We start from the raw sequence: 19,278 nt of genomic DNA, 5'->3' as shown, positions 1-19,278 counted from the left end.
AAGCTACCCTCACAAGGGGTGCTTGATCAGAGGAGAGCCAGCCTATGGCGACGGTCCGGTATCTCGTCAGCGATGTCGCGTTGGCGACAGAATTTTACACCAGGCATCTGGGTTTCGCCCTGCGGCAGCAGTTCGGCCCGGCGATGGCCATCCTGGGGCGCGACGACCTGACGTTCTGGCTCGCCGGCCCGATGGCGTCGGCGGCGAGACCGATGCCGGATGGCCGCACGCCGCAGCCGGGCGGCTGGAACCGCATCGTCCTCGAGGTGCAGGACCTGCCGGCGCTCGCCGCCCGGCTACGCGAGGCCGGCGTGCCGTTCCGCAACGACATCGTCGACGGCCCCGGCGGCCGCCAGATCCTTTGCGAAGACCCGTCCGGCAATCTGGTCGAGCTTTTTGAACCAAAGGCATGATCCCTCCCGAAATCCGTTCGGGATCATGGCGGCAGGATTGCCGGCCCCGGCCTTCGCCAGGCATCTGAAGCCGGCTTGAGGCCGAGGCGCCCGGCCTGGCGCCGGCATTCACCAACAATTAACGACCCCGAAACTTGTCCGTAACCCGCAACGTGGTATCGTAAGGTGGGGCTAATACACCGGCATGTCCGGTGATCTATTGGGGGTGGGTTGAGTCGTGGGCGCGAGCGTCAGGTTCAGGACGAAGTCCTATCTGGTCCGGTCACCGGTCCTTGAGTGTAACGGCTGTGGCGGCACCGGGCAGGTTTTCCAATGCCCGCGCTGGACAAGCTCCAACGGCCTTTGCTGTCCCGCCGGCACGCACCAGCGCGGCTGTCCCGGCGCCAGCGCGCCTTGCGCCGAATGCGCCGAGTCCGAACCCCATGGCGCGGGTCCCGCCTCCGCATCGGCCTGACGGGCTGCGATCCGCGTCGGGCTTCTGTCCGCCATGGAACCGGCAGCCCCGATCGCTGTTATGTCTGACCACGGCATCCTATATACGGATGTCCCGCGTGATCATGCGCCTGACAGGAAACGAGGCCCGACATGCCCGACGACAAATCGAAGATCAAACAGGACCGCAAGCTGGTTTCAAGCGAGGAGACCTACGAGGTCGCCGCCTTCGCGCGCAAATACGGCATCCCGCAGAGCGAAGCCCAGACCATCATCAAGCGCTACGGCCCCTCGCGCAAGAAGCTCGACAACCATATGGCCGCGCGCGGATAGGCGGCGGCGAGCCGCAACCAGTTTGCCGGCCTTGCGTTGAAGGATGCTGCGGGCCGCATCGCCCGGGTTGGTAGCCCAACCCCGGCGCGCGGTACGATGAACCGGATGTCCTGTCCCGGCCAAACAAAATGGCGGACGAGCATCTGTCCCGCCCGGCCCGTAGCGTGCCAGACTGACGAAAGCCAGACCGAGGGAGGGCCGCGATCATGTCCGACACCACACGCAGAACCGGCAGTTGCCTGTGCGGCGGCGTGCATTTCGTCGTCACCGGCCAGCCGATACGCGTCGGCCTTTGTCACTGCAAGGACTGCCGCAAGGCCAGCGGCTCGGCCTATTCGGCCTTCGCCATCTGGCCACGCGACGCCTTCGAGACATCCGGCGAAGTCGCCTCTTACGGCACGCGCAGCTTCTGCCCGACCTGCGGCGGCCGCGTCGCCTGGGTCGGCGACGATGAAGTCGAGGTGATGCTCGGCAGCCTCGACGTCGCGCCGACCGACCTGGAGCCGCAATACGAATTGTGGATCAGCCGCCGTGAGACCTGGCTGCATGCCTTGCCCGGCGCCGAACAGTTCGACCACGACCGGCCGCTCGACGTGCCTACGCCGGAAGGCGCCGCTCCGCCGGCGCCGCGACCTCTGTCGGACGCCGTCATGCACGATTGAAAATTGATCTTTCGGGCCTGGAACCCTCCCTTGTCGGCGGCGTTATCCGGCGCCCCTCATGAGTGCCGTCGTTCCAAAAGCCACGGTCACTGTCGGGCGACCTGCCACGGAGAGTTTAGTTGAACGACAAGATGTTTCCCCGACCGATCCGTCTGAAATTCGCGCCCGAGCGCGAACGCGTGGTGCGCAGTGCCTGGGAGGGCCTGGAATGCCTGGGCGACTGGCCGGCCGGCCGAGGCCGGCGATACCAGGCGGCGCTGCGCTGCTGCCGCGACGCGCTGGACGGCTGGACGCCGCCGGAAAAGGCGATGCGGGCGATGATCGACGCCGCACGCGAAGCCCGCATCCTCCAATAGCGGAAACCAGAGGCGGGAAAAATGACCGATGTGATGCTTTCGACACCGGTGCGGATCAAGCCGCATGGCTCGGACACGATCCGTGAGGTGGCGACCCTCCAGGACGCCAGTGAAATCCTGATCGACTGGCCGCATGCCAGCCGCGGTCCCTTCTACCAGGCCGCGCGCGAAAAGATCGAGGCGGCGCTGGAAGACAAGGACGCCACGGCACAGGCGCAGGAAGCCTTTACGGCGCTGTGCGACCATGCCGGCGTGCTGGTTCGCTAGGATTTCACACAACAAAAAAGCAGGAGATGCCCCTTCGCCTGCTTTTGCCCCTATTTTTGCGTTGGCAGATCGCCATCCACGATCGGGTGAGAGGTCTCGAACCCAAAACTCTTCGGCGCCATCAGCATCAAGACGACCACGATGGCGATAGAGGCAATAAATGTGGCCGTGCTGGCAATATCTCTCAAGGCCTCGCCCTTTCAAATTGAATTCTTGAAAGAAACGTTTCCCGGGATACGAGGTTCCGTCTTCCGGAACAATGCCGCCGACCAGTCCTTCTACTGAGCGGGCGGTTGAGGCGGCACTTCACCCGGCTTGATCACCGGCGTCTTGCCTTCGTCGGGCGCCGGCGCTGCCATGCCCTGGTCACCGGTGGCTGGCGGCTTCAGCACTCCGCCGCAATCATTGAGCTTTTCAGTCAGGTTACCGCTATCCGGCTGCTGCTTGCCCTGATCGGGCTGGACCCGACATTTGTCGACCTGCGGGGCCGGGTTGGTGCCCTGTTGTTGACCCGTCTGTGCCGCCGCCGGCACGGCCAGGGCCAGCATCAGCGAAGCGATGGCCAGAGGTTTCATCCGAGCTTCCTTTGCTTTTGACGGCCGCCCGCGGCGGCCTTCCTCGCAGGGACAACGCCCGACTGCCCGAAAGGTTGGCCAACAAAGATGGGCGCTCCGGCAACCAAATCCGGCCTCCGGCCGTTGCCGGCAAGGAGGCGCCAGCATGTTCCGCGACTTTCAGACGATCGAGATCGATACCGGCGAGGCCGTCCTGTTCACCCGCCGTGCGGGCAACGGGCCGGCGCTGCTGCTCCTGCATGGTTTTCCGCAGACCCATCTGATGTGGCGCGACGTGGCGCCTCAATTGGCCGGGCGGTTTACCGTCATTTGCGCCGACCTGCGCGGCTACGGTGCCAGCTCGTGCCCGCCGTCGGACAGCGCTCACGCCCCTTATGCCAAACGGGCCATGGCCGCCGACATGACGGCCCTGATGTCCAAACTCGGCTTCGGCAGATTCATGGTCGCCGGCCATGATCGCGGTGGCAGGGTTGCGTACCGCATGGCGCTCGATCATCCCGACCGCGTTGAAAAGCTTGCGGTGCTGGACATCGTCGCGACGGCCGACGCGTGGGATCGGGCCGACGCCAGACTGGCTCAGGGCTACTGGCCCTGGTCGCTGCTGGCCCAGCCCGAGCCCTTGCCGGAGTTGATGCTGCGGGGATCCGCCGAGGCGGTCGTCGACAATGCGCTCCAAGGCTGGGGGTCGTCGCCCTCGGCGTTTCCGCCCGACGTACGCCAGGCCTATGTCGATGCTTTGCGCGATCCCGCCCACATCCACGCCATCTGCGAGGAATACCGCGCGGCGGCGACGCTCGACCGCGAGCACGACCATGCCGACTGGGCCGCCGGCCGGCGACGCCGGCGGTCACCGCCTCGACCACGCGGATCGGATCGACCTTGACGGCACCCTGCGCGAACATCGGCGCATGGACAATCTCGATGGTCAGGATACCGAAGGTGGCGGCGGCCACGCAGACCAGTATATGCGTTCGCAGCCCGGCGGGACGATTGCGCCATTCGCGCTCGAAGCCGATCACCGCGCCGTAAAGCGCCGCCAGCAGCAGCCGCGCCGCGATGACCGGAAACGAGGTATAGGTCGGATGGCCAAATTCCTCGACGAGTTGTTCCATGATTTTCTCCGAAGGCCTGCCGGCGACAACGTGGCCGACGGACGGCGGTTCCCTGGCCTGGCGGTCGACGTCGTTGCCTATGACCTGCGAAGCGGTCAAACGGTGGCGGGGCTATCCCGCTCCGCCAAACGGGCCCGGTCAGCGAGGTTTCTCCGTATCGTCCTTGGATGGAGCAGCAGGCGGATCGGCCCTTTGCGGGCACTCCTCATAGCGGTGGTCGCGGCCGCCGCAGAAGGAACAGCACATGGCTTCGCGGCCCTCGTTTCCGGGCCACCATTGCGGCGTTTCGTTGGGCTGCCTGCTGTCCATGCCCAGCAATGCGCGACGGCTGATTTGGTTGCGCCGGCGGCCCCGCGCAGCGTCTTGGCACCCGCAATGCGCGGCCCGTCGCGGAACCGGCGGACACATCATGGGTTTTATGGGACTATGCATGCTGCACCCGAACCAAAGAGAAGCCGCCATGTCCGCTCGCCTTCCTGTCCTGTTGATCACCTTGGGCGCCGTGCTCGCGGCAACTGCTGCCGCTGAAGCCCGACCCGACAGCCGCGGCATGAGCTGCACCGAGATACGGGCCATGATCCAGAGCCGCCGTGCCGTGGTGTTGACCACGGGACCGGACACCTATGACCGCTATGTCAGGCAGTTCGGCAATGAATGCGACTGGCCGGAAGTGCCGATGTCGGCCTACATCCCGGCGCGCGACGGGCACTGCCCGGTCTATCGCTGCCAAGAGCCGGTCGACAACTTCTCGAATTGACGCTTCGCCGGACTGACGGCATAAGCATCCGAGGCTTCTCCCGCTTCGTCTAATGGTAGGACAGCGCCCTTTGAAGGCGTGAATCGTGGTTCGAGCCCATGAGCGGGAACCAGCCACAATCAGATCGTTGGCTTTATCGAACGTCCGCCGAACGCTTCGGTGACGCCTGCCCCGCGCGTGCCTTCCGTGATCACACCATAGGCTAAAGCCGCCACGCGGTTCACAGTATAACCACAAGCGGTCGATTCCTTTGGGATGTAGCCACTCCAAAAGCCCGCTGCAGGTCGCTCCTGTGGCGGGCTTTTCCCATGGGGACCAAGGTCCCAACCACCTCGCGCAAAGGTCTGACGTAACCGCTTTGGTTCCGGTATCGTCCATTGGACGTTCCGCTACTTTAGCCAATCGCGATATACACCTCCTTCATTCGAATGCTTTCTATATATTAGCCCTGCCGCATATATAGCCAGCCGGCAGCCGCCCCACGCCGGTTAGGCCCGGCACATTATCATCCCAACCAGGTGTGCCGGGCCGCCGCCCCGTTCTGTCGGCTCGAAGAAGCCCGCGCTCTCGGCCAGAGGCGCGCGGGCCGATCGGAGAACCGATCTTCAGCAGGGGATGCCCCCACCCTGCCGACTACAGAAACTATTAGAAAGAACTAATGTTCCATCAAACCGGTACATCGGTTGCCGATTGCCCGTGGAATCAATTGTCGACAGCCCCGGGCCGGTTCTACTGAAACCATTTTATCGCCACGGCGTTGACGTCCGGGGTCTGCCAGAGACAGGAGAGATCCGTGACCGTAAACTGCCGCATATCCATCGACAACCGGCCGGACGCCACCGACGCCATTTTCCAGGCCGTTCCGCGCATTGGAGAAAGCGTTTCGCTGTCGGTCGACGGAAGTCAGCAGGACCTGAGAGTATCGCGCGTCGTGCATGTCCCCGACGGCACATTGGATGGCGCCGCGATCATCGTCGAGGTCACAACCAATATCCTCTGACGCGAATTCCGACGATTTGCTTCAGCGGGATGGCCGCATGGGTTCCAGGCCGGTGGTGGTTTCGGTCGGTGTGGCCGGCGCCCCCTACAACGTGTCCAACACACAGCAAGCTATCGAATTGTTGACGACACAGGCGCGACGCCCGGAGCCTGAAACATCAGTCCGCCCTGCGTCGCCTGCCGCCAGGAGACGTGCCTCCCGATACGGCTGCGGAGGACACCAATCTTCCCGGGGCGTTCAGATGCCGAAGCCCAGCGCTGCGCCGTCGTCGGCATCAATGCCGGCTTGCGGCACGATGATCGATGCCAGCGGCGCACTGAGGCGCCAGCTGAGACGGCCGGGCGAGCGCTCCAGTTGGGCCGAACCACCCAGCGACTGCGGCGCCACCCGCTGCAGCACGACGGTGCCGAACCCCTTGCGCGCGCTCTCCTCGCGATTGTCGCCGGGGCGGGGCGTGGATGTCTCGGTCCAGAACAGCTGGAATTCGCGTCCGCCCGATGCACCGGCACTCCTGGTGGCCGAGTCCTTGGCGCTCAAGTCCTTGGCGCCCAAGTCCTGGGTGCCGGAGCCCTGGGCACTTGAGCCGATTGTCCAGGTGATCTCGACCTGGCCGTCGTCGCTGCCCAGCGCACCGTATTTGGAGGAATTCGTGCCGAGTTCGTGGAAAGCCATGCCGAGATTCTGCACCGCATTTGACTGCAGCGTCAGGACCGGGCCGGAAAGCAGGATCTGCTCCTCGCGGCCGAAAGGCTTCAGATGTTCCTGGATCAGGTCGAACAGGCTGGCGCCGGCCCACTCCGAGGTGACGAGCAGATCATGCGAACGCGACAGCGCCATGATGCGGGCGCGGATCAGTTCCTCGAACTCCTGCGGGTCGCTCGAGCGCTTGCTCGTCTCCCTGACCATCGACAGGATGACCGCGAACTGGTTCTTGACGCGATGGTTGACCTCCCGCATCAAAAGCCTGATGCGGCGCTCGCTCTCCTTTGCGGCGGAAATGTCGCGGGCGATCTTGGAGGCGCCGACGATCTCGCCATTGGCGTTCTTGATCGGTGAAACCGTCAGCGAGACGGAGATGAGCGCGCCGTCCTTGCGCCTTCGCGTCGTCTCGTAACTCGCCACGCGGTGGCCGCCGCGGACCCTGCTGATGATCTCGGTCTCCTCGCCCTTGAGGTGATCGGGAATGAGCATGAGGATCGACTGGCCGACGGCTTCCTCGGCGCTGTAGCCGAACATGCGTTCGGCTGCCAGGTTCCAGCTGGTGATGATGCTGGTCAGATCCTTGCTGATGATGGCATCGAAAGAGGAATCGACGATGGCCGCGAGGCGTGCATCGGCGGTCGCGTCCTGTTTTTGGTTGTCCGTTGCGATGTCCGCCGTCGCCGCCACGATTTCACTCATTGTCATGAGGTAGCGCGCAAGCGGAGCAAGGCAATCTCCCCTGCCCGCAATTCGCATGGGCGCGCCGCGAACGAAGCCAGCTTCACTCCGAAGGCCGATCGCTGGTCTTGCCGTCGCCGTCGGGCAGCACGCCGAACTCCTGCGACTTGACGCCCTGCTCGGCCATCAGGAATCCGTCCGAGGCCAGGCCGCGCCGCAGCAGCTCGCGGACCGCCGCCGAGCGGCTTGGCATGCGCTTTTCGAAGCGCCAGTTTTCCAGCGCCGCCAATTCATCCGTGGTGAGCATGATCTGCAGGCGTTCAGGGCGTTCCAGTTCAGCCATGTCCGCACTCCTCGCTCAGGACTAAAAACACGGTGAGTTAGTATCTAGCTCATTCAGCTTATAATTATGGTAACCCCCATTACGCGTCAAGACCGGCCAGTGAGCCCTCCCCACATCCAACTCATGATGCTCATCGAACGCTTGACGCACATTCCTGTAACTATCCTAACTAGCTGATTTTATTTGGATATTTTTAATATTTCGCTTGCCAGTCCGTCGCTCCGGGCGCATGCTTCAGCCCGAACAGAAGACCGTTCCCCTATGGGAGGTTTCAATGCGGTACGAATACTCCACGCGCCTGCACGACGACGTCAATTCAGCGGTCGAGAAGGCATTCAAGACGGCGGGCATTGTCAACATCTCGGTGACGGCCGAACAGATAAGGGTCAGGAATCTGGCCGAGAATGTCGCTCTCGAGGACATTGAGTATTTGGTGCTGCAGGCTGCCCAACTGCTGGGCGCGGCAATCGAATTCGACGCCTTGGGCAATGGGTTGGCTTTGTTTGGAAACGACCTCGATGGCGACGAAGCCGCAATCGGATCACCCGGTTTTTTCCAGTCGGTGCCGATCCAATAATGTCGACCTGATGGGCGCCCACCTCTCAGCCGCCGCTTCACTATGTGAATGAACGCCGTAAGGCTTCCCAGGCCTGGCCCGGTTTGGCGCCTCACGTCTTGATCACAAGTCGATTGAGCCGGCGTCGAATACCTTGGGGAATGGAGCGCGCGCTCTATATTGTGCGGCAGCATCCAAACCGGAGAACCGCGGCCATGACCCTCGCCACACGAAAACTCGGTAGCCAGGGACTGAAAGTCTCGGCAATCGGCCTCGGCTGCATGGGCATGAGCCAGTCCTACGGCCCGGCCGACGAAGCCGAGTCCATCGCCACGCTGCATCGCGCCATCGAACTGGGCTGCACCTTCCTGGATACCGCCGAGGTCTATGGCCCGCACACCAACGAAGCATTGCTTGGCCGGGCGCTGAAGGGCAAACGCGACCAGGTGACGATCGCAACCAAATTCGGCTTCCGCATCGAAAACGGCAAGCAGCTCAGCGGCGTCGACAGCCGCCCCGAGCATATCCGTGAAGTCGTGGAAGCCTCGCTCGGCCGGCTTGCCACCGATCATATCGACCTGCTCTACCAGCATCGTGTCGACCCTAACGTTCCGATGGAGGATGTCGCCGGCGCGGTCGGCAGACTTGTGGCCGAGGGCAAGGTGCGCTTTTTCGGCCTGTCTGAGGCCGGTATCGCGAACATCCGCCGGGCGCATGCCGTCTTTCCCGTCTCGGCGCTGCAGAGTGAATACTCGTTGTGGGAGCGCAATCTGGAGCCGCAGATCATCCCGCTGCTCAGGGAACTCGGCATCGGCCTGGTGCCCTTCTCGCCGCTCGGCCGCGGCTTCCTCACCGGCAACGTCAAGCGCGCCGAGGATTATCCGGAAGGCGACTACCGCCGCAACGACCCGCGCTACCGGGGCGAAAACTACGACGCCAATGTCGAGGCAGCGAGCAGGGTGCGCGACATCGCGGCGGTCCGGGGCGTCAAGCCAGGCCAGATCGCGCTGGCCTGGCTGCTCGGCAAGGGCATTGGCTTCGGCATCGATATCGTGCCGATCCCCGGCACCAAGCGCAGGAAATATCTCGAGGAGAACATCGCCGCCGCCTCGCTGCAGCTCGACGCCGCCGAAATGGCCGCGCTGGACGAGGCGCTGGCGCCAGGAAAAATCGCCGGCCCGCGCTATGGTGAGCGCGGCATGGCGATGGTCGATCGGTAGGACCGCGACCGGTAACGCGTGCAAACAAGGACCGCCCTTCGCTCGCGGTCGAGAAGATGCCACGCGACGACCATATGCAGCGACGGATCGGCGGGGCCCGAACCTGCCGCCATCGAGCACTCCGACAAGACGCTTACCCTGACCGCTGACGATTGCCAGCCGTCCATGTTCGGTCGCTCGGTCAGCAGTTCCGCGAACTCGTCGAGAGCATCCCAACGTGATTGCCCCGTCTGATCCCGGAGATTTTCTGCCTGTCGCTTTCGCCAATTCGCCTGGAACGAAGTTTTTTCGTTGGGGTTTACCCCGCGAAGGGACTGATGCTTTCGAGGAGATTTCCGATGAAGCAAATTCTGATCACCAGCATGCTTGCGCTCGGCATCGGATGCGGTGCCGCAATCGCTCAGACACAGCCGGCCGAAACTCAGTCGGGCGGTGACACCAATTGCGCCGCCGGCGCGGCCAACTGCCAAAAAGGCTCGAAGATGAAGATGGGCGAGCAGGTCCAAGGCAAGCCCAAGCTCAAGACCGACGAGCAGGCTCAAGGCAAAGCCAAGGTCCAGACGGACCAGCAAGCACAGGGCAAGGCCAAGGTCGAGACCGACCAACAGGCTCAGGGCAAGGCCAAGGTCCAGACGGATCAGCAGGCCCAGGGCAAGGCCAAGGTCGAGACCGACCAACAGGCCCAGGGCAAGGCAAATGCGACGACTAATCAGCAGGCCCAAGGCAAAGCCAACGCCCAGACCGACCAGCAGGCTCAAGGGAAACCCAAGACCCAGACCGATGAGCAGGCTCAGGGCAAGACCTCGACACAGACGGACCAGGGGGCGACTGCTTCCATCAGCAATGTGACGGTGGAGCAGAAAACCCAGATCACCCAGGTCATCAAGGAGACCAAGGTCGAGCCGGTGTCGAATGTCGATTTCGACATTTCGGTCGGCATCGAGGTTCCCAGGCACAAGATCCGGTTGCATCGTCTGCCCGCGCGTATCGTCAAGATCGTGCCAGCCTACGAAAGCTACGAGTATTTCGTATTGGCCGACGGTCGGATCATCATCGTCGATCCGGATACGTTCAAGATCGTCCTTATCCTGACCTGACTTTGGGACGATGCTCTGAAACGCCCGCCACATCCAGGTGGCGGGCGTTTCCCTGAGATCTGCCGTTTGATCAATCGTGGGCGAACGCGGGATGGCTTTCCGCGTCGTGGAAGCAGCGCACAGCCATCGAAATCCCGGCTGACGGGAACCCTGCGTCTTTCGCCGTCTTTGCGGAGGCCGGCATGTGGTGGACAAGGCCTGGGATTTGGCAGTCAGGGCGTCAAAGCTGGATCTCAGCGCCTGCCTGTTCGTCGAACAAGACCGGGCAGCCTCGTGCCAGCGCTACCGTGGAAAGGGCGTTTGCCACCACATCGTCCGGTGACACGAAATCGCCGGTCAGCACCCGCAACTCTTCCACGCCCTCAGCCATCGAGATGAAATTCCCGACCACTCGATCGCGCTTGCAGGCCTCGACCACGTAAAGCAGATCGACCATTTCGAAGCTGCGCATGTTCAGCCTCCAACAAAATCGTCCCTTGCGGAACATGAAACGCATTGGCTGAACATTGTGTTCCGGCGCACTTGAGTTACCCCATCGCCGCTGCGGCCGGCGCCTTCCTAGAGCACCCACGGCCGACACGTGCGACGCCGAGGATGCGCGGAGCCTGCGGGCGTGGAATTTTCCCGTTGTTTGGGTTATGATGGCTGGATGCTTCCCTCTGGAAAATGGCGGTGAGAGCATGTTGCAAAAGAGCCTTTCCAGTTATTCGAGGCAAGGCTTCCTGCTCGCGTTCGTGGCCATGTTCAGCGTGCTTTGGCTCGCCCAGGCTCACGCAGAGCGGCGCGCGGCCATTGTCGTCGGCAACAGCGAATATCCGTTTGCCCCGCTGACCAATCCCCGCAACGACGCCAAGCTCATCGCCAATACCTTGACCGAGCTCAAATTCGACGTCCTGCTCTTTTACGATGTCAAGAAATCGGCGGAGAAAGACCTGAACGACGCGATACGCGCGCATCTCGTCGGCGCCGACATGGCGGTCTTCTATTACGCCGGCCATGCCTTGCAGTATAATGGCCAGAACCTCCTGCTCCCTGTCGATACGCGGATCTCGTCAGCCAAGGAGGTCGCGGCCGACGCCATGAAACTCAACGATCTGATCGACATCGTGAAGAACGATCCGGTCGGCGTGAAAATCTTCATCCTCGATGCCTGCCGCAACAATCCGGCGGCCAAGGAGAAGGGGCTGCAGCAGGGCCTGGCCTACACCGAGGCCGGCAGCGGCCAGGTGCTGGTCGCCTTTGCCACCGGTGCCGGTGAGGTCGCCTATGACGGGACGGGCATCAACAGCCCCTATTCGTCGGCACTCGCCAACGCCCTGGTCATGCCCAATCTCGATGTCTACGATACGTTCCGCACGGTGCGAGGCGACGTTCGCCAGGCGACCGGCGGCTCGCAAATTCCCTGGATCACCGGCTCGATCGAAACGAAATTCGTCTTCCGGCAGGGTGACGCCGGCAAGCAGGTTGCGCAAGACGAGCACGCTGCCGAAGCCAATGGCGGTCTGACCATCGATGAGGTGTTGTGGTCCTTCATCAGCGACAGCCAGAATCCGGAGGACTTCGAGCGCTTTGTAAGGGTCTTTCCGAACAGCCGCTACGCGGCCGAGGCGACGGAGAAGAGCCGCTTCAAGGTGGCTGCGCTGACCAAGCGCGGGCTCTATGTCAACGGCAATCTGGTCTCTACCTCGATCGCGGCCGCGGCGCCGGTCGAGGTGGGTGACAAGGCGCGGAGCGAGGAGTTCGTGTTCCAGCAGGCCGGCGAGCGCGCCGTCAGCGAGACCTTTCGTATTTGGCCGAGCAACCTGCCCGACACGCAGCGCGGCATGCGCACGATGGTCACCGATTGCGATCTCTACGCTGCCGATCCCAACGATCCACAGCGCGCCGTGCCTGGCGTCACCAACGGGCTCGTCAACGTTCGGGACGCGTTGCGCGCTTGCGCTTTTGCGCTAGCGGCCGACGCCGACAACCCGCGCCTGCAGTTCCAGTTCGGCCGTGTTCTGGAAATCGCCAGGCGCTATAGCTGGGCGGAGCATTTCTACGAACTGGCCGGCAAGCAGCAGTACAGCGCCGCGCTCATCAACATGGGTTACATGGCACGTGTCGGCATGGGGCGCGAGATCGACTACGGCCGTGCGTTCGATTTTTACGTTCGGGCCGCCGCCCTTGGCAATCTCCGAGCCAGGACCGACATCGGCTCCGCCTATATTGCCGGTCAGGGCGTGCCAAAGCTGCCGGAGGAAGGCGTTCTTTGGTATCGCCTGGCTGCATCAAGTGGCTGGGCGAATGCGATCACCGCGCTCGGCGACGCGTACCGCCTCGGCACTGGCGTCAAGCAGGACTACGTCCAGGCGGCCTCCTTGTATTCAGCGGCAGCCGATACCGGCCAGATCGATGCGATGGCGAATCTGGGACAGGCGTATCTGGCGGGCGAAGGCGTGAAAAAGGACGTGCCACGAGGACTCGAACTGTTGCAGCGCGCAACCGACATGGGCAACAGGTATGCGCCCTATTTTGTCGCGCAGCTCTATCTGAAGGGCGACCGCAAGCTGGCTGCCGATCCTCGCCGCGCCCTGACCCTGCTTGAGCTTTCCGCAAACCGGGGAAATGAGTACGCCTATGTCCGCCTCGCGTGGGGGTATCGCGACGGTGCATTCACGGGAGGCAAGCCTGACCTGCGACGCGCTTACTTCGACGCCTCGCTCGCCGCGAGGCTTCGGGCCGATCAGGGAGAACAGACGAAGGCGGAGATAGCCGCGAAATTAGACCCCGCGACGCGAAAAGAAATAGACGGAGAAGTTGATCTATACATCAAGCAGAATGGTCCCTAACGCGTGACCATCAGCAACCAAAGACCGCCGCTCAGGCGGCTCCGGCAACTGGCGTCGGACGAGGCGGTGGATCAATATTGAGAATTGCCGCGCTTCGCCTTCGATTTGTCGCGTCGCGGCGCACTCACCTTGGTGACCTTGGCGCATCTTCCGTCCTTCAGCGAAAGGCCGAAATCGCAGAAAATGGGCCTTCCCGCGATCGTCCAGCATCCGCTCAATATGACTGAGGTCGAAACCAAGGCGGCGGCCGAAGCCATCCTTGCCAGCAGCAATCTTGCCATTTGCGTCGCTCCAGCCTCAGCCCAAAACAGCCGCGGCATCGCATCAGGACTTTCAACGTCACGCCGTACAAGAAAATACGCCAACTGCCCTGTAGTCAAGGGCAAGGCGTGCGAATGTACCAGCCTTGCCGACTGCGAACCGCCAAGCGAGTTTGGCGAAGGCATGTAACCGGATTTTGCCGCCGTTGCGGGGCTTTCATCACACGGCGCGCTGGCGTCGGCCTGAACGTTTGACAGGTACAAATCGCCATTGGTAAATTCCCGCATCCCTCATGTGAGCCCCATTCAGATGAGAAAACTCAAGGAAATCTTCCTTGGAAAGGATAAACAAAATCCGGGAGTTGAAGACCCGGGAAATATTTTTGTGTACAAATCTAAAGAAGACATTTCGACTATTATTGTTACGATTCTAGGCGTGAATCCTGATTTTCTCGAAGAGATCATCGTCACGACCAAGCGCAAGCTTCCACGAAAGAGCGATCGGCTCATCTACCTGACCGACAATCCGGACTTCACGATATTCCGCCGTCACGGCGTGATTTTCGAGTATTTGCCCCCATTGGTGGAGCAGCGGCTGCACGAGGCGGACATGCCCTGGCAGGCTTATTTGCGGGAGCGCTGGGGGCTCCTTCTGGCCAAATGGCGCCCCCGCCGTGTCCTGGCTTACGGCACGACCATCGACAGTTTCCTGGCGGCAGCACCGACGGCATCCGTCCGCAAGACGCCGGATGTACCCAAATCATGAAGCTGGACATTCTCTTTGTCGCCGATGTCCGCTTCGAAGGCGGCACCTCCACCGCGCTCGCCGTGGAGATCCGGGCGGCGGCCCGCACGGGTTTCAAGACCGGCTTGCTGGCCGTGAAGGGACCATTGCTGCGTCACCCCTACCCGATGCATCCCGACTTGCGGGCACTGGTTGATGGCGGCGCGACGGAACGGATCGACCCGGACACCGAGGTCGACGCCGATCTCGTCCTGGTGCACCATCCGACGATAATGTCCAACCGCTTCACCAGGCGGACCGGCATCCGGACCGAACGCCTGGTCATGGTTCTCCATCATCCCATGGTCGACCGGCTGGGCAAGCTACAGTACGACCTGGCGCGCATCATAAGCAATTGCCATTGGGCGTTTGGCATCAAGGTTTGGCTCGCCCCTGTCAGCGCCGTCGTTCGGGATGCCTTGCCCCGTCGTTTGCCCGCGGGCGCGGAACTCTTGCCCGAAAACTGGACCAATCTGATCGATCTCGACGACTGGCCTCGCAGGCCGGACGGCCCGCCGCACAATCCGGTCGTCATCGGCCGCCATGCTCGCCCGGATAAGTTGAAATGGCCGAGGAAAGCCGCCGACGCGTTGCGCATCTATCCTGCTGACGCGGCCCGCTACAGCATCAGGATCCTGGGCGGCGGTTCCTTCCTCCAGGAGCTCTACGGTCCGCTGCCGGGCAACTGGGAAATACTGCCCTTTGCATGGACCGGCATTCCCGAGTTTCTCCACGGCCTCGATTTCTATGTCTACTACCATAGCGATTCCTGGTCGGAGGCGTTTGGCCGCACGATCCTCGAAGCGCTCGCGGTCGGTCTCGTCACGATTCTCCCCGAGCACTTCCAGCCATTGTTCGGCGACGCGGCAATCTATGCGGCGCCGCGAGATGTCGAGCACGTCATCGGCATGTTCGTCACCGACGCAGACGCCTACGCACGGCAATCGGCCTTGGCCAGGGAGTTCGTTGCCCGGCACCACGCGGCGAAGCTCTTCCCGGAACGCCTCGAGAGGCTGTTCAACATTTCCAAACCACGCGATTCGGCGGCCGTGCGAGCGACGATCCAGCCTTTGCCGATACGTCAGGTGTTGTTTGCATCGTCCAATGGCATCGGAATGGGGCATCTCGCGCAGCAGATGGCTGTCGCCCAGCGACTGCCGCAAGGGCTGAAGCCCGTCTTTGCGACAATGTCCTACGCCATGAAAATTGCAACCGACGAGGGTTATCACGCCCACTTCCTGACCCATCACCGCGGCATCGATGCCGCGCCCGAGGACTGGAACGACGTGCTTGCCGAAGAACTGTTCGACCTGATCAGTCATCTGCGTCCCGCGGTCTTTGCCTATGACGCCACGGCTGTCTTCGAGGGTGTCGCCGCGGCCCTGGCCATGGACCCCAACCTGTTCTCGATCTGGGTCCGTCGACCGATGTGGCGGGAAGCGCACCGCCCGTTCCTGGGGATGGCGGAGGCTTTCGACGCCGTCATAGAGCCTGGCGAACTGGCCGATGAATTCGATCACGGCCCGACGTCTGAAGTGCGCGACAAGGTTCTGTTGGTTCCGCCGGTGCTGTTGCTGGGGCCAAATGAGCGCCTGGAAAGAGCCGCCGCGCGCAACTTCCTCGAAATCCCCGATGGCATGACCGTCGTGGCCCTGCAACTCGGCTCTGGCAGCAATTTCGACATGCGCGGCGTCCGCAACGGTGTTCTCAAAGCCCTGCTTGACCGTCCCGATACGCTGGTACTGGATATCCGCTCGCCGATCCGCGCCGATTTCGGTTCAGACGAGCCGGTCGGCCCGAGGCATCGGATCGTCGAGCTGTTCCCGAGCTTCCGCTACAGCCGCGCGTTCGATGCCGCGATCGTCGCGCCCGGCTACAATACGTTCCATGAGAACATCCTCGGCGCGGTGCCGACCTTGTTCGTGCCCAACGAGAGCGGCGAGATGGACCTGCAGCTCAACCGCGCCCGCTGGGCGGAGCTTGGCGGTTTTGGCCTACTGATGCGGCGCGACCACGACCTCCCCCATGTCGACCGCTTCATCGAAGAGCTGCTCGACCCCACCGAGCGCGAAGGAATGGCGGCGCGCTGCGAGGCGATCCCCTGGACCAACGGCGCCGACGTCATCGCGAACTATATCGAAGACCACGCCAGGATTGTCCGGACTGACTGGGACATCACCAGGGATGCCTGAGCGCTGCACGCCGCGGCGTGCCCGGCGCGCCGGCTACCACAGCTCAGATGTCCGGATCGTCGAGAATGCGGGAGAGCGTGCTGCGCCCCAGCACACTCATGGCGGGGTTGGTGAGACGGTAATACCAGACGAGACCCATGGCCTGCTGGAACGCCCAGGCAGCACCGCGCTTCCACGAGAGGTCATCGACTTGAAGGCCGCTCCGAAAGGTCGCCCTTCGCTTGGCGTCGAGAAGATGCCAGGCGACCACCAGATCCAGCGACGGATCGGCTGGTCCGAAACTGCCGCCATCAAGCACCCCGACAAGACGCTCGCCTCGCATGAGAAGGTTTGGCGGGATAAGGTCCTTGTGGCTCATCACGACAGGCCCGGCGGCGGGCAGTTCTCGGAACCGGGCCCACAGATCGCGCAGTCGCGCCACATCGAGAAGGCGCTGGCTGTTTTCAAGGCAAACAGCCATCCAATGGTCATGATCGGGGAGATGCCCACCACGTCCCCGCCCGTCGAAGCGTCGGCCCCGTGTGTCCGCCTGGCGCAACGATGCCACTAGGTGTGCGAGGTCGAGGGCGAAAATCGTCGATCCACTTAGCCCGCGCGGCGTGGCAACCTCGCCTTCGATCCACGTTTGCAATGCCCATGGCATTGGATATCGGGGACCGGGCGCGCCGAGCCCGATCGGCTGCGGCGTCGGAAACGAGCAATATTCGCCAATCTCGACCATGGCGGCGGCCTCCGACCGAAGCATATCGGCGCATTCGGTCGGATTCATCGCGCGCAACGGGAAGCGCGCAGCGCACTTTGAGCCAATGCGGAAGATGGCATTGACGGTTCCCGGCGATCCAACCGAGGCGATGTCCTCATGGCGATACTGGGGAAACTGATCGCGGATCATCCGGCGGGCGATATCGATGTCGATATTCACCTGATCGTCATGCATCATGAATTTTCGTCCTGCCGGGCTCGACATGAAGGGCAAAACCGCCGAACTTCAAGAGCTGACGTCAAGGTTGATGTAGGTGTCGACCAGATCCCACGCACCCTTCTGTCATTGCGAGCAGGTCACTCGGCGGAAACAGGCGACAAGAACACCGCTGATATTGTACAAAGAGCCTATGGCATATTGTCTTGGAGGCGCAACACCAGGCCCACAAGATATGTTCGAGTTTATTTAACTTAGCAGCTGTGTGAATCCCATTACCTGGAGGGGGCGACAGACCATGCCGAACGACCAAACCATAATTGACCCAAGCGCAACCGAAACGCAGCACGGCCCGAGTGTATCGGTGCAAGTCAACCCCGAGGATTCCGTGCCTTTCCGGCCGGAGCCGGTGTTCATCTCGCTTGGCCTGAAACGGGATGTTTTCGTGGGTTTCTCAGGCGGCAATGCGGCACCGCCCCCCGATCCGATGGGAATCCCGCCGGTCGACCTGAAGACCGAGGCGGGACTGCTGAAGGCCTTTCTGCTGCTCGGATTCGAACCAGGCCCGGACACAACCCCATTCGGGTTCTCGACGCCGGCGATCTTCCGCGCTTCGGCCGCGTTCAGAGAAACCGTCTCACTGCCCGGCCTCGATGTTCCCATGCCTCCGGCTGTCATCGGTCAGCAACCTCCAATCATCAAGCCGGGCATGATTCAAAATTACATGGCTCTCCAAGCCAATTTCTTTCAAATGTCGCTGGCTCCGCTTCAGGCGAAGCTCAGGGAGGCGCGCGTTCCGTTCACGCTGGGCGGCATACCCGCGCCGGAGGACCTTCGGCCACAGCTCTTCCTGGTCGAGCAATATCAGCTTGCGAGCTTCCGCGGAGATCTGGCGCGGGATGATCTGGTCGACTCCATCAGCCTGTCGCCCGGCGGATCGATGACCTACAAGGTGATCATCAAGAAGCGAACTTCGACGAGCAACGAGCTGACCTCCACCGTGTTGGACAGTCAGGACCGGGAGGCGGTAGACAATTTCAACAAGCAGCTCAAGGATACCGCCGACAAAAGGTCCGGCACGAACAACTATGATTACGGATTCGACGGGAGTTTCCACGGGGAAGCGTCGGTCGAAATCGGCGGCGGCAGCGCGGACGCCCAGGTTCATGCGCGCGGATCGACCAATGAGGTCCGGCAGGATTTTGCGGAATCGACCACATCCGCCATCGATTCCCAAGTGTCGGAGACGAACCGTTCCCGCAAGCAGAGCATAGAAACCGGCCGGGAAGACACCCAGACCGACGAGCAGACCGAGAGTGTCAAGGAGAAGACGGCGCAGAACCCGACCGCGCAGCCTGTGAATGTCGGAATCTTCCTGCTCAAGGAAGAGTTCGTTTCCGTTCTCAGCCTAGTCGATGTCGAGATCGCCTATCGCAATGGCGATCCGAACCAGGACCGTCAGGTGCCGCTGCGCAAGCTTGGCGAACTGCTGGATGCCGTGGTCGAGCGCCCCGAGGATCGCACGGAGATTGCCGCGACAATCAACGCGCTCCTTCAGGGTATCGCCGACTACCAGGATGAAATTCGCAGCATCGTCAAGCCGGACCCGAGCAGTCCTTTTGGCTTCAGCCGCGATGCGCAACTGAGATCGGAGTATCGGCTCCTGAAGTCGGACGGGACCTTGCGGCGGATTTTTTCGGTGAAGGGGATCCCGATACGCGGCTGCGAAAGGTCCTTGCGCCGGCCGAATGTCACGGTTGAGCTGCCGATAACCGGAATATGATCCGCC

Annotated in this window: 21 protein-coding genes, 1 tRNA gene and 2 pseudogenes; 17 read left to right on the top strand and 7 right to left on the bottom strand. The window is 62.4% G+C overall.

Annotated elements, in window-relative coordinates; genetic code table 11:
- The first annotated feature begins 44 nt into the window (after nucleotides 1-44).
- The 5 genes from JG746_RS15175 to JG746_RS15155 all read left to right on the top strand — a co-directional run bounded on the left by JG746_RS15175 (nucleotide 45) and on the right by JG746_RS15155 (nucleotide 2,463).
- Nucleotides 45-413 carry a VOC family protein gene (locus tag JG746_RS15175; protein ID WP_202358858.1) on the top strand — a complete coding sequence of 123 codons (369 nt, stop codon included), beginning with the start codon at nucleotides 45-47 and terminating at the stop codon, nucleotides 411-413.
- Between the two features lie 585 nt (nucleotides 414-998).
- Complete coding sequence (locus JG746_RS15170; RefSeq protein WP_027052489.1) at nucleotides 999-1,178, top strand: DUF3606 domain-containing protein; 180 nt, start codon at nucleotides 999-1,001, stop codon at nucleotides 1,176-1,178.
- 206 nt (nucleotides 1,179-1,384) lie between these two features.
- Entirely contained in the window at nucleotides 1,385-1,840 is a 456-nt protein-coding gene (locus tag JG746_RS15165) for a GFA family protein (RefSeq protein WP_202358857.1), read from the top strand.
- A 119-nt stretch (nucleotides 1,841-1,959) separates the two neighbouring features.
- Complete coding sequence (locus JG746_RS15160; RefSeq protein ID WP_199641995.1) at nucleotides 1,960-2,196, top strand: DUF982 domain-containing protein; 237 nt, start codon at nucleotides 1,960-1,962, stop codon at nucleotides 2,194-2,196.
- 21 nt (nucleotides 2,197-2,217) lie between these two features.
- Nucleotides 2,218-2,463, top strand: coding sequence for a DUF982 domain-containing protein (locus tag JG746_RS15155; RefSeq protein ID WP_202358856.1), 246 nt, complete (start codon nucleotides 2,218-2,220; stop codon nucleotides 2,461-2,463).
- 50 nt (nucleotides 2,464-2,513) lie between these two features.
- Here JG746_RS15155 and JG746_RS15150 read toward each other — a convergent pair whose 3' ends face one another.
- Both JG746_RS15150 and JG746_RS15145 read right to left on the bottom strand, forming a co-directional pair.
- On the bottom strand, nucleotides 2,514-2,651 hold the full coding sequence (locus tag JG746_RS15150; protein ID WP_202358855.1) for a hypothetical protein: 138 nt from the start codon (nucleotides 2,649-2,651) through the stop codon (nucleotides 2,514-2,516).
- Nucleotides 2,652-2,741: 90 nt separating this feature from the next.
- Entirely contained in the window at nucleotides 2,742-3,038 is a 297-nt protein-coding gene (locus tag JG746_RS15145; RefSeq protein WP_202358854.1) for a hypothetical protein, read from the bottom strand.
- A gap of 145 nt (nucleotides 3,039-3,183) precedes the next feature.
- On the opposite strand from JG746_RS15145, the pseudogene JG746_RS15140 reads away from it, so the two are divergent.
- Nucleotides 3,184-3,876 (top strand): annotated as a pseudogene (locus tag JG746_RS15140) (alpha/beta fold hydrolase); the annotation flags it as partial.
- A 58-nt stretch (nucleotides 3,877-3,934) separates the two neighbouring features.
- Here JG746_RS15140 and JG746_RS15135 read toward each other — a convergent pair.
- Nucleotides 3,935-4,150 (bottom strand): annotated as a pseudogene (locus tag JG746_RS15135) (MgtC/SapB family protein); the annotation flags it as partial.
- A 460-nt stretch (nucleotides 4,151-4,610) separates the two neighbouring features.
- Here JG746_RS15135 and JG746_RS15130 point away from each other — a divergent pair.
- The 3 genes from JG746_RS15130 (at nucleotide 4,611) to JG746_RS15120 (ending at nucleotide 5,907) form a co-directional block, all read left to right on the top strand.
- Nucleotides 4,611-4,907, top strand: coding sequence for a hypothetical protein (locus JG746_RS15130; RefSeq protein ID WP_202358853.1), 297 nt, complete (start codon nucleotides 4,611-4,613; stop codon nucleotides 4,905-4,907).
- A gap of 38 nt (nucleotides 4,908-4,945) precedes the next feature.
- A tRNA-Gln gene (locus JG746_RS15125) sits at nucleotides 4,946-5,019 on the top strand.
- A gap of 681 nt (nucleotides 5,020-5,700) precedes the next feature.
- Complete coding sequence (locus JG746_RS15120) at nucleotides 5,701-5,907, top strand: hypothetical protein (protein ID WP_202358852.1); 207 nt, start codon at nucleotides 5,701-5,703, stop codon at nucleotides 5,905-5,907.
- A 237-nt stretch (nucleotides 5,908-6,144) separates the two neighbouring features.
- On the opposite strand, the gene JG746_RS15115 is transcribed toward JG746_RS15120, so the two are convergent.
- Both JG746_RS15115 and JG746_RS15110 read right to left on the bottom strand, forming a co-directional pair.
- Entirely contained in the window at nucleotides 6,145-7,314 is a 1,170-nt protein-coding gene (locus tag JG746_RS15115) for a sensor histidine kinase (protein WP_202358851.1), read from the bottom strand.
- A gap of 76 nt (nucleotides 7,315-7,390) precedes the next feature.
- Nucleotides 7,391-7,630: a hypothetical protein gene (locus JG746_RS15110; RefSeq protein ID WP_202358850.1), complete on the bottom strand. Its 240-nt coding sequence runs from the start codon at nucleotides 7,628-7,630 to the stop codon at nucleotides 7,391-7,393.
- A 274-nt stretch (nucleotides 7,631-7,904) separates the two neighbouring features.
- Here JG746_RS15110 and JG746_RS15105 point away from each other — a divergent pair, with 274 nt between their 5' ends.
- The 3 genes from JG746_RS15105 to JG746_RS15095 all read left to right on the top strand — a co-directional run bounded on the left by JG746_RS15105 (nucleotide 7,905) and on the right by JG746_RS15095 (nucleotide 10,503).
- Nucleotides 7,905-8,207 carry a hypothetical protein gene (locus JG746_RS15105; RefSeq protein WP_202358849.1) on the top strand — a complete coding sequence of 101 codons (303 nt, stop codon included), beginning with the start codon at nucleotides 7,905-7,907 and terminating at the stop codon, nucleotides 8,205-8,207.
- A gap of 194 nt (nucleotides 8,208-8,401) precedes the next feature.
- Nucleotides 8,402-9,406 (top strand): aldo/keto reductase, encoded by a 1,005-nt coding sequence (locus tag JG746_RS15100; protein ID WP_202358848.1) that lies wholly within the window; start codon nucleotides 8,402-8,404, stop codon nucleotides 9,404-9,406.
- Between the two features lie 338 nt (nucleotides 9,407-9,744).
- Nucleotides 9,745-10,503 (top strand): DUF1236 domain-containing protein, encoded by a 759-nt coding sequence (locus tag JG746_RS15095; RefSeq protein ID WP_202358847.1) that lies wholly within the window; start codon nucleotides 9,745-9,747, stop codon nucleotides 10,501-10,503.
- A gap of 220 nt (nucleotides 10,504-10,723) precedes the next feature.
- Here JG746_RS15095 and JG746_RS15090 read toward each other — a convergent pair whose 3' ends face one another.
- On the bottom strand, nucleotides 10,724-10,954 hold the full coding sequence (locus tag JG746_RS15090; protein ID WP_202358846.1) for a hypothetical protein: 231 nt from the start codon (nucleotides 10,952-10,954) through the stop codon (nucleotides 10,724-10,726).
- Nucleotides 10,955-11,183: 229 nt separating this feature from the next.
- Between JG746_RS15090 and JG746_RS15085 the strand changes: the two genes are divergently transcribed.
- From JG746_RS15085 to JG746_RS15070, 4 genes are all read left to right on the top strand, one after another.
- On the top strand, nucleotides 11,184-13,334 hold the full coding sequence (locus JG746_RS15085) for a caspase family protein (RefSeq protein WP_202358845.1): 2,151 nt from the start codon (nucleotides 11,184-11,186) through the stop codon (nucleotides 13,332-13,334).
- Nucleotides 13,335-13,418: 84 nt separating this feature from the next.
- Nucleotides 13,419-13,784: a hypothetical protein gene (locus JG746_RS15080; RefSeq protein ID WP_202358844.1), complete on the top strand. Its 366-nt coding sequence runs from the start codon at nucleotides 13,419-13,421 to the stop codon at nucleotides 13,782-13,784.
- A 120-nt stretch (nucleotides 13,785-13,904) separates the two neighbouring features.
- The gene (locus JG746_RS15075; protein ID WP_202358843.1) at nucleotides 13,905-14,360 is read left to right on the top strand and encodes a hypothetical protein; all 456 of its coding nucleotides are present in this window, start codon (nucleotides 13,905-13,907) and stop codon (nucleotides 14,358-14,360) included.
- Entirely contained in the window at nucleotides 14,357-16,570 is a 2,214-nt protein-coding gene (locus JG746_RS15070) for a glycosyltransferase (RefSeq protein WP_202358842.1), read from the top strand. Before JG746_RS15075 ends, JG746_RS15070 begins: the two co-directional genes overlap by 4 nt.
- A 43-nt stretch (nucleotides 16,571-16,613) precedes the next feature.
- Here the strand turns inward: JG746_RS15070 and JG746_RS15065 are convergent, their stop codons facing one another.
- The gene (locus tag JG746_RS15065; protein WP_202358841.1) at nucleotides 16,614-17,510 is read right to left on the bottom strand and encodes an aminoglycoside phosphotransferase family protein; all 897 of its coding nucleotides are present in this window, start codon (nucleotides 17,508-17,510) and stop codon (nucleotides 16,614-16,616) included.
- Nucleotides 17,511-17,787: 277 nt separating this feature from the next.
- Between JG746_RS15065 and JG746_RS15060 the strand changes: the two genes are divergently transcribed.
- Nucleotides 17,788-19,272, top strand: a complete 1,485-nt coding sequence (locus JG746_RS15060) for a hypothetical protein (RefSeq protein ID WP_202358840.1) — start codon at nucleotides 17,788-17,790, stop codon at nucleotides 19,270-19,272.
- Nucleotides 19,273-19,278: the final 6 nt, after the last annotated feature.

The sequence above is a fragment of the Mesorhizobium sp. 113-3-3 genome (genome assembly GCF_016756495.1).
Lineage (GTDB): Bacteria > Pseudomonadota > Alphaproteobacteria > Rhizobiales > Rhizobiaceae > Mesorhizobium.
This window is presented reverse-complemented; position numbering and strand designations above follow the sequence as displayed.

Coding starts and splice junctions, on each gene's coding strand:
- JG746_RS15070 (WP_202358842.1), top strand. CDS start 14,357: ATGAAGCTGGACATTCTCTTTGTCGCCGATGTCCGCTTCGAAGGCGGC.
- JG746_RS15175 (WP_202358858.1), top strand. CDS start 45: ATGGCGACGGTCCGGTATCTCGTCAGCGATGTCGCGTTGGCGACAGAA.
- JG746_RS15165 (WP_202358857.1), top strand. CDS start 1,385: ATGTCCGACACCACACGCAGAACCGGCAGTTGCCTGTGCGGCGGCGTG.
- JG746_RS15110 (WP_202358850.1), bottom strand. CDS start 7,630: ATGGCTGAACTGGAACGCCCTGAACGCCTGCAGATCATGCTCACCACG.
- JG746_RS15095 (WP_202358847.1), top strand. CDS start 9,745: ATGAAGCAAATTCTGATCACCAGCATGCTTGCGCTCGGCATCGGATGC.
- JG746_RS15060 (WP_202358840.1), top strand. CDS start 17,788: ATGCCGAACGACCAAACCATAATTGACCCAAGCGCAACCGAAACGCAG.
- JG746_RS15075 (WP_202358843.1), top strand. CDS start 13,905: ATGAGAAAACTCAAGGAAATCTTCCTTGGAAAGGATAAACAAAATCCG.
- JG746_RS15085 (WP_202358845.1), top strand. CDS start 11,184: ATGTTGCAAAAGAGCCTTTCCAGTTATTCGAGGCAAGGCTTCCTGCTC.
- JG746_RS15065 (WP_202358841.1), bottom strand. CDS start 17,510: ATGATGCATGACGATCAGGTGAATATCGACATCGATATCGCCCGCCGG.
- JG746_RS15130 (WP_202358853.1), top strand. CDS start 4,611: ATGTCCGCTCGCCTTCCTGTCCTGTTGATCACCTTGGGCGCCGTGCTC.
- JG746_RS15090 (WP_202358846.1), bottom strand. CDS start 10,954: ATGCGCAGCTTCGAAATGGTCGATCTGCTTTACGTGGTCGAGGCCTGC.
- JG746_RS15100 (WP_202358848.1), top strand. CDS start 8,402: ATGACCCTCGCCACACGAAAACTCGGTAGCCAGGGACTGAAAGTCTCG.
- JG746_RS15105 (WP_202358849.1), top strand. CDS start 7,905: ATGCGGTACGAATACTCCACGCGCCTGCACGACGACGTCAATTCAGCG.
- JG746_RS15155 (WP_202358856.1), top strand. CDS start 2,218: ATGACCGATGTGATGCTTTCGACACCGGTGCGGATCAAGCCGCATGGC.
- JG746_RS15170 (WP_027052489.1), top strand. CDS start 999: ATGCCCGACGACAAATCGAAGATCAAACAGGACCGCAAGCTGGTTTCA.
- JG746_RS15145 (WP_202358854.1), bottom strand. CDS start 3,038: ATGAAACCTCTGGCCATCGCTTCGCTGATGCTGGCCCTGGCCGTGCCG.
- JG746_RS15115 (WP_202358851.1), bottom strand. CDS start 7,314: ATGACAATGAGTGAAATCGTGGCGGCGACGGCGGACATCGCAACGGAC.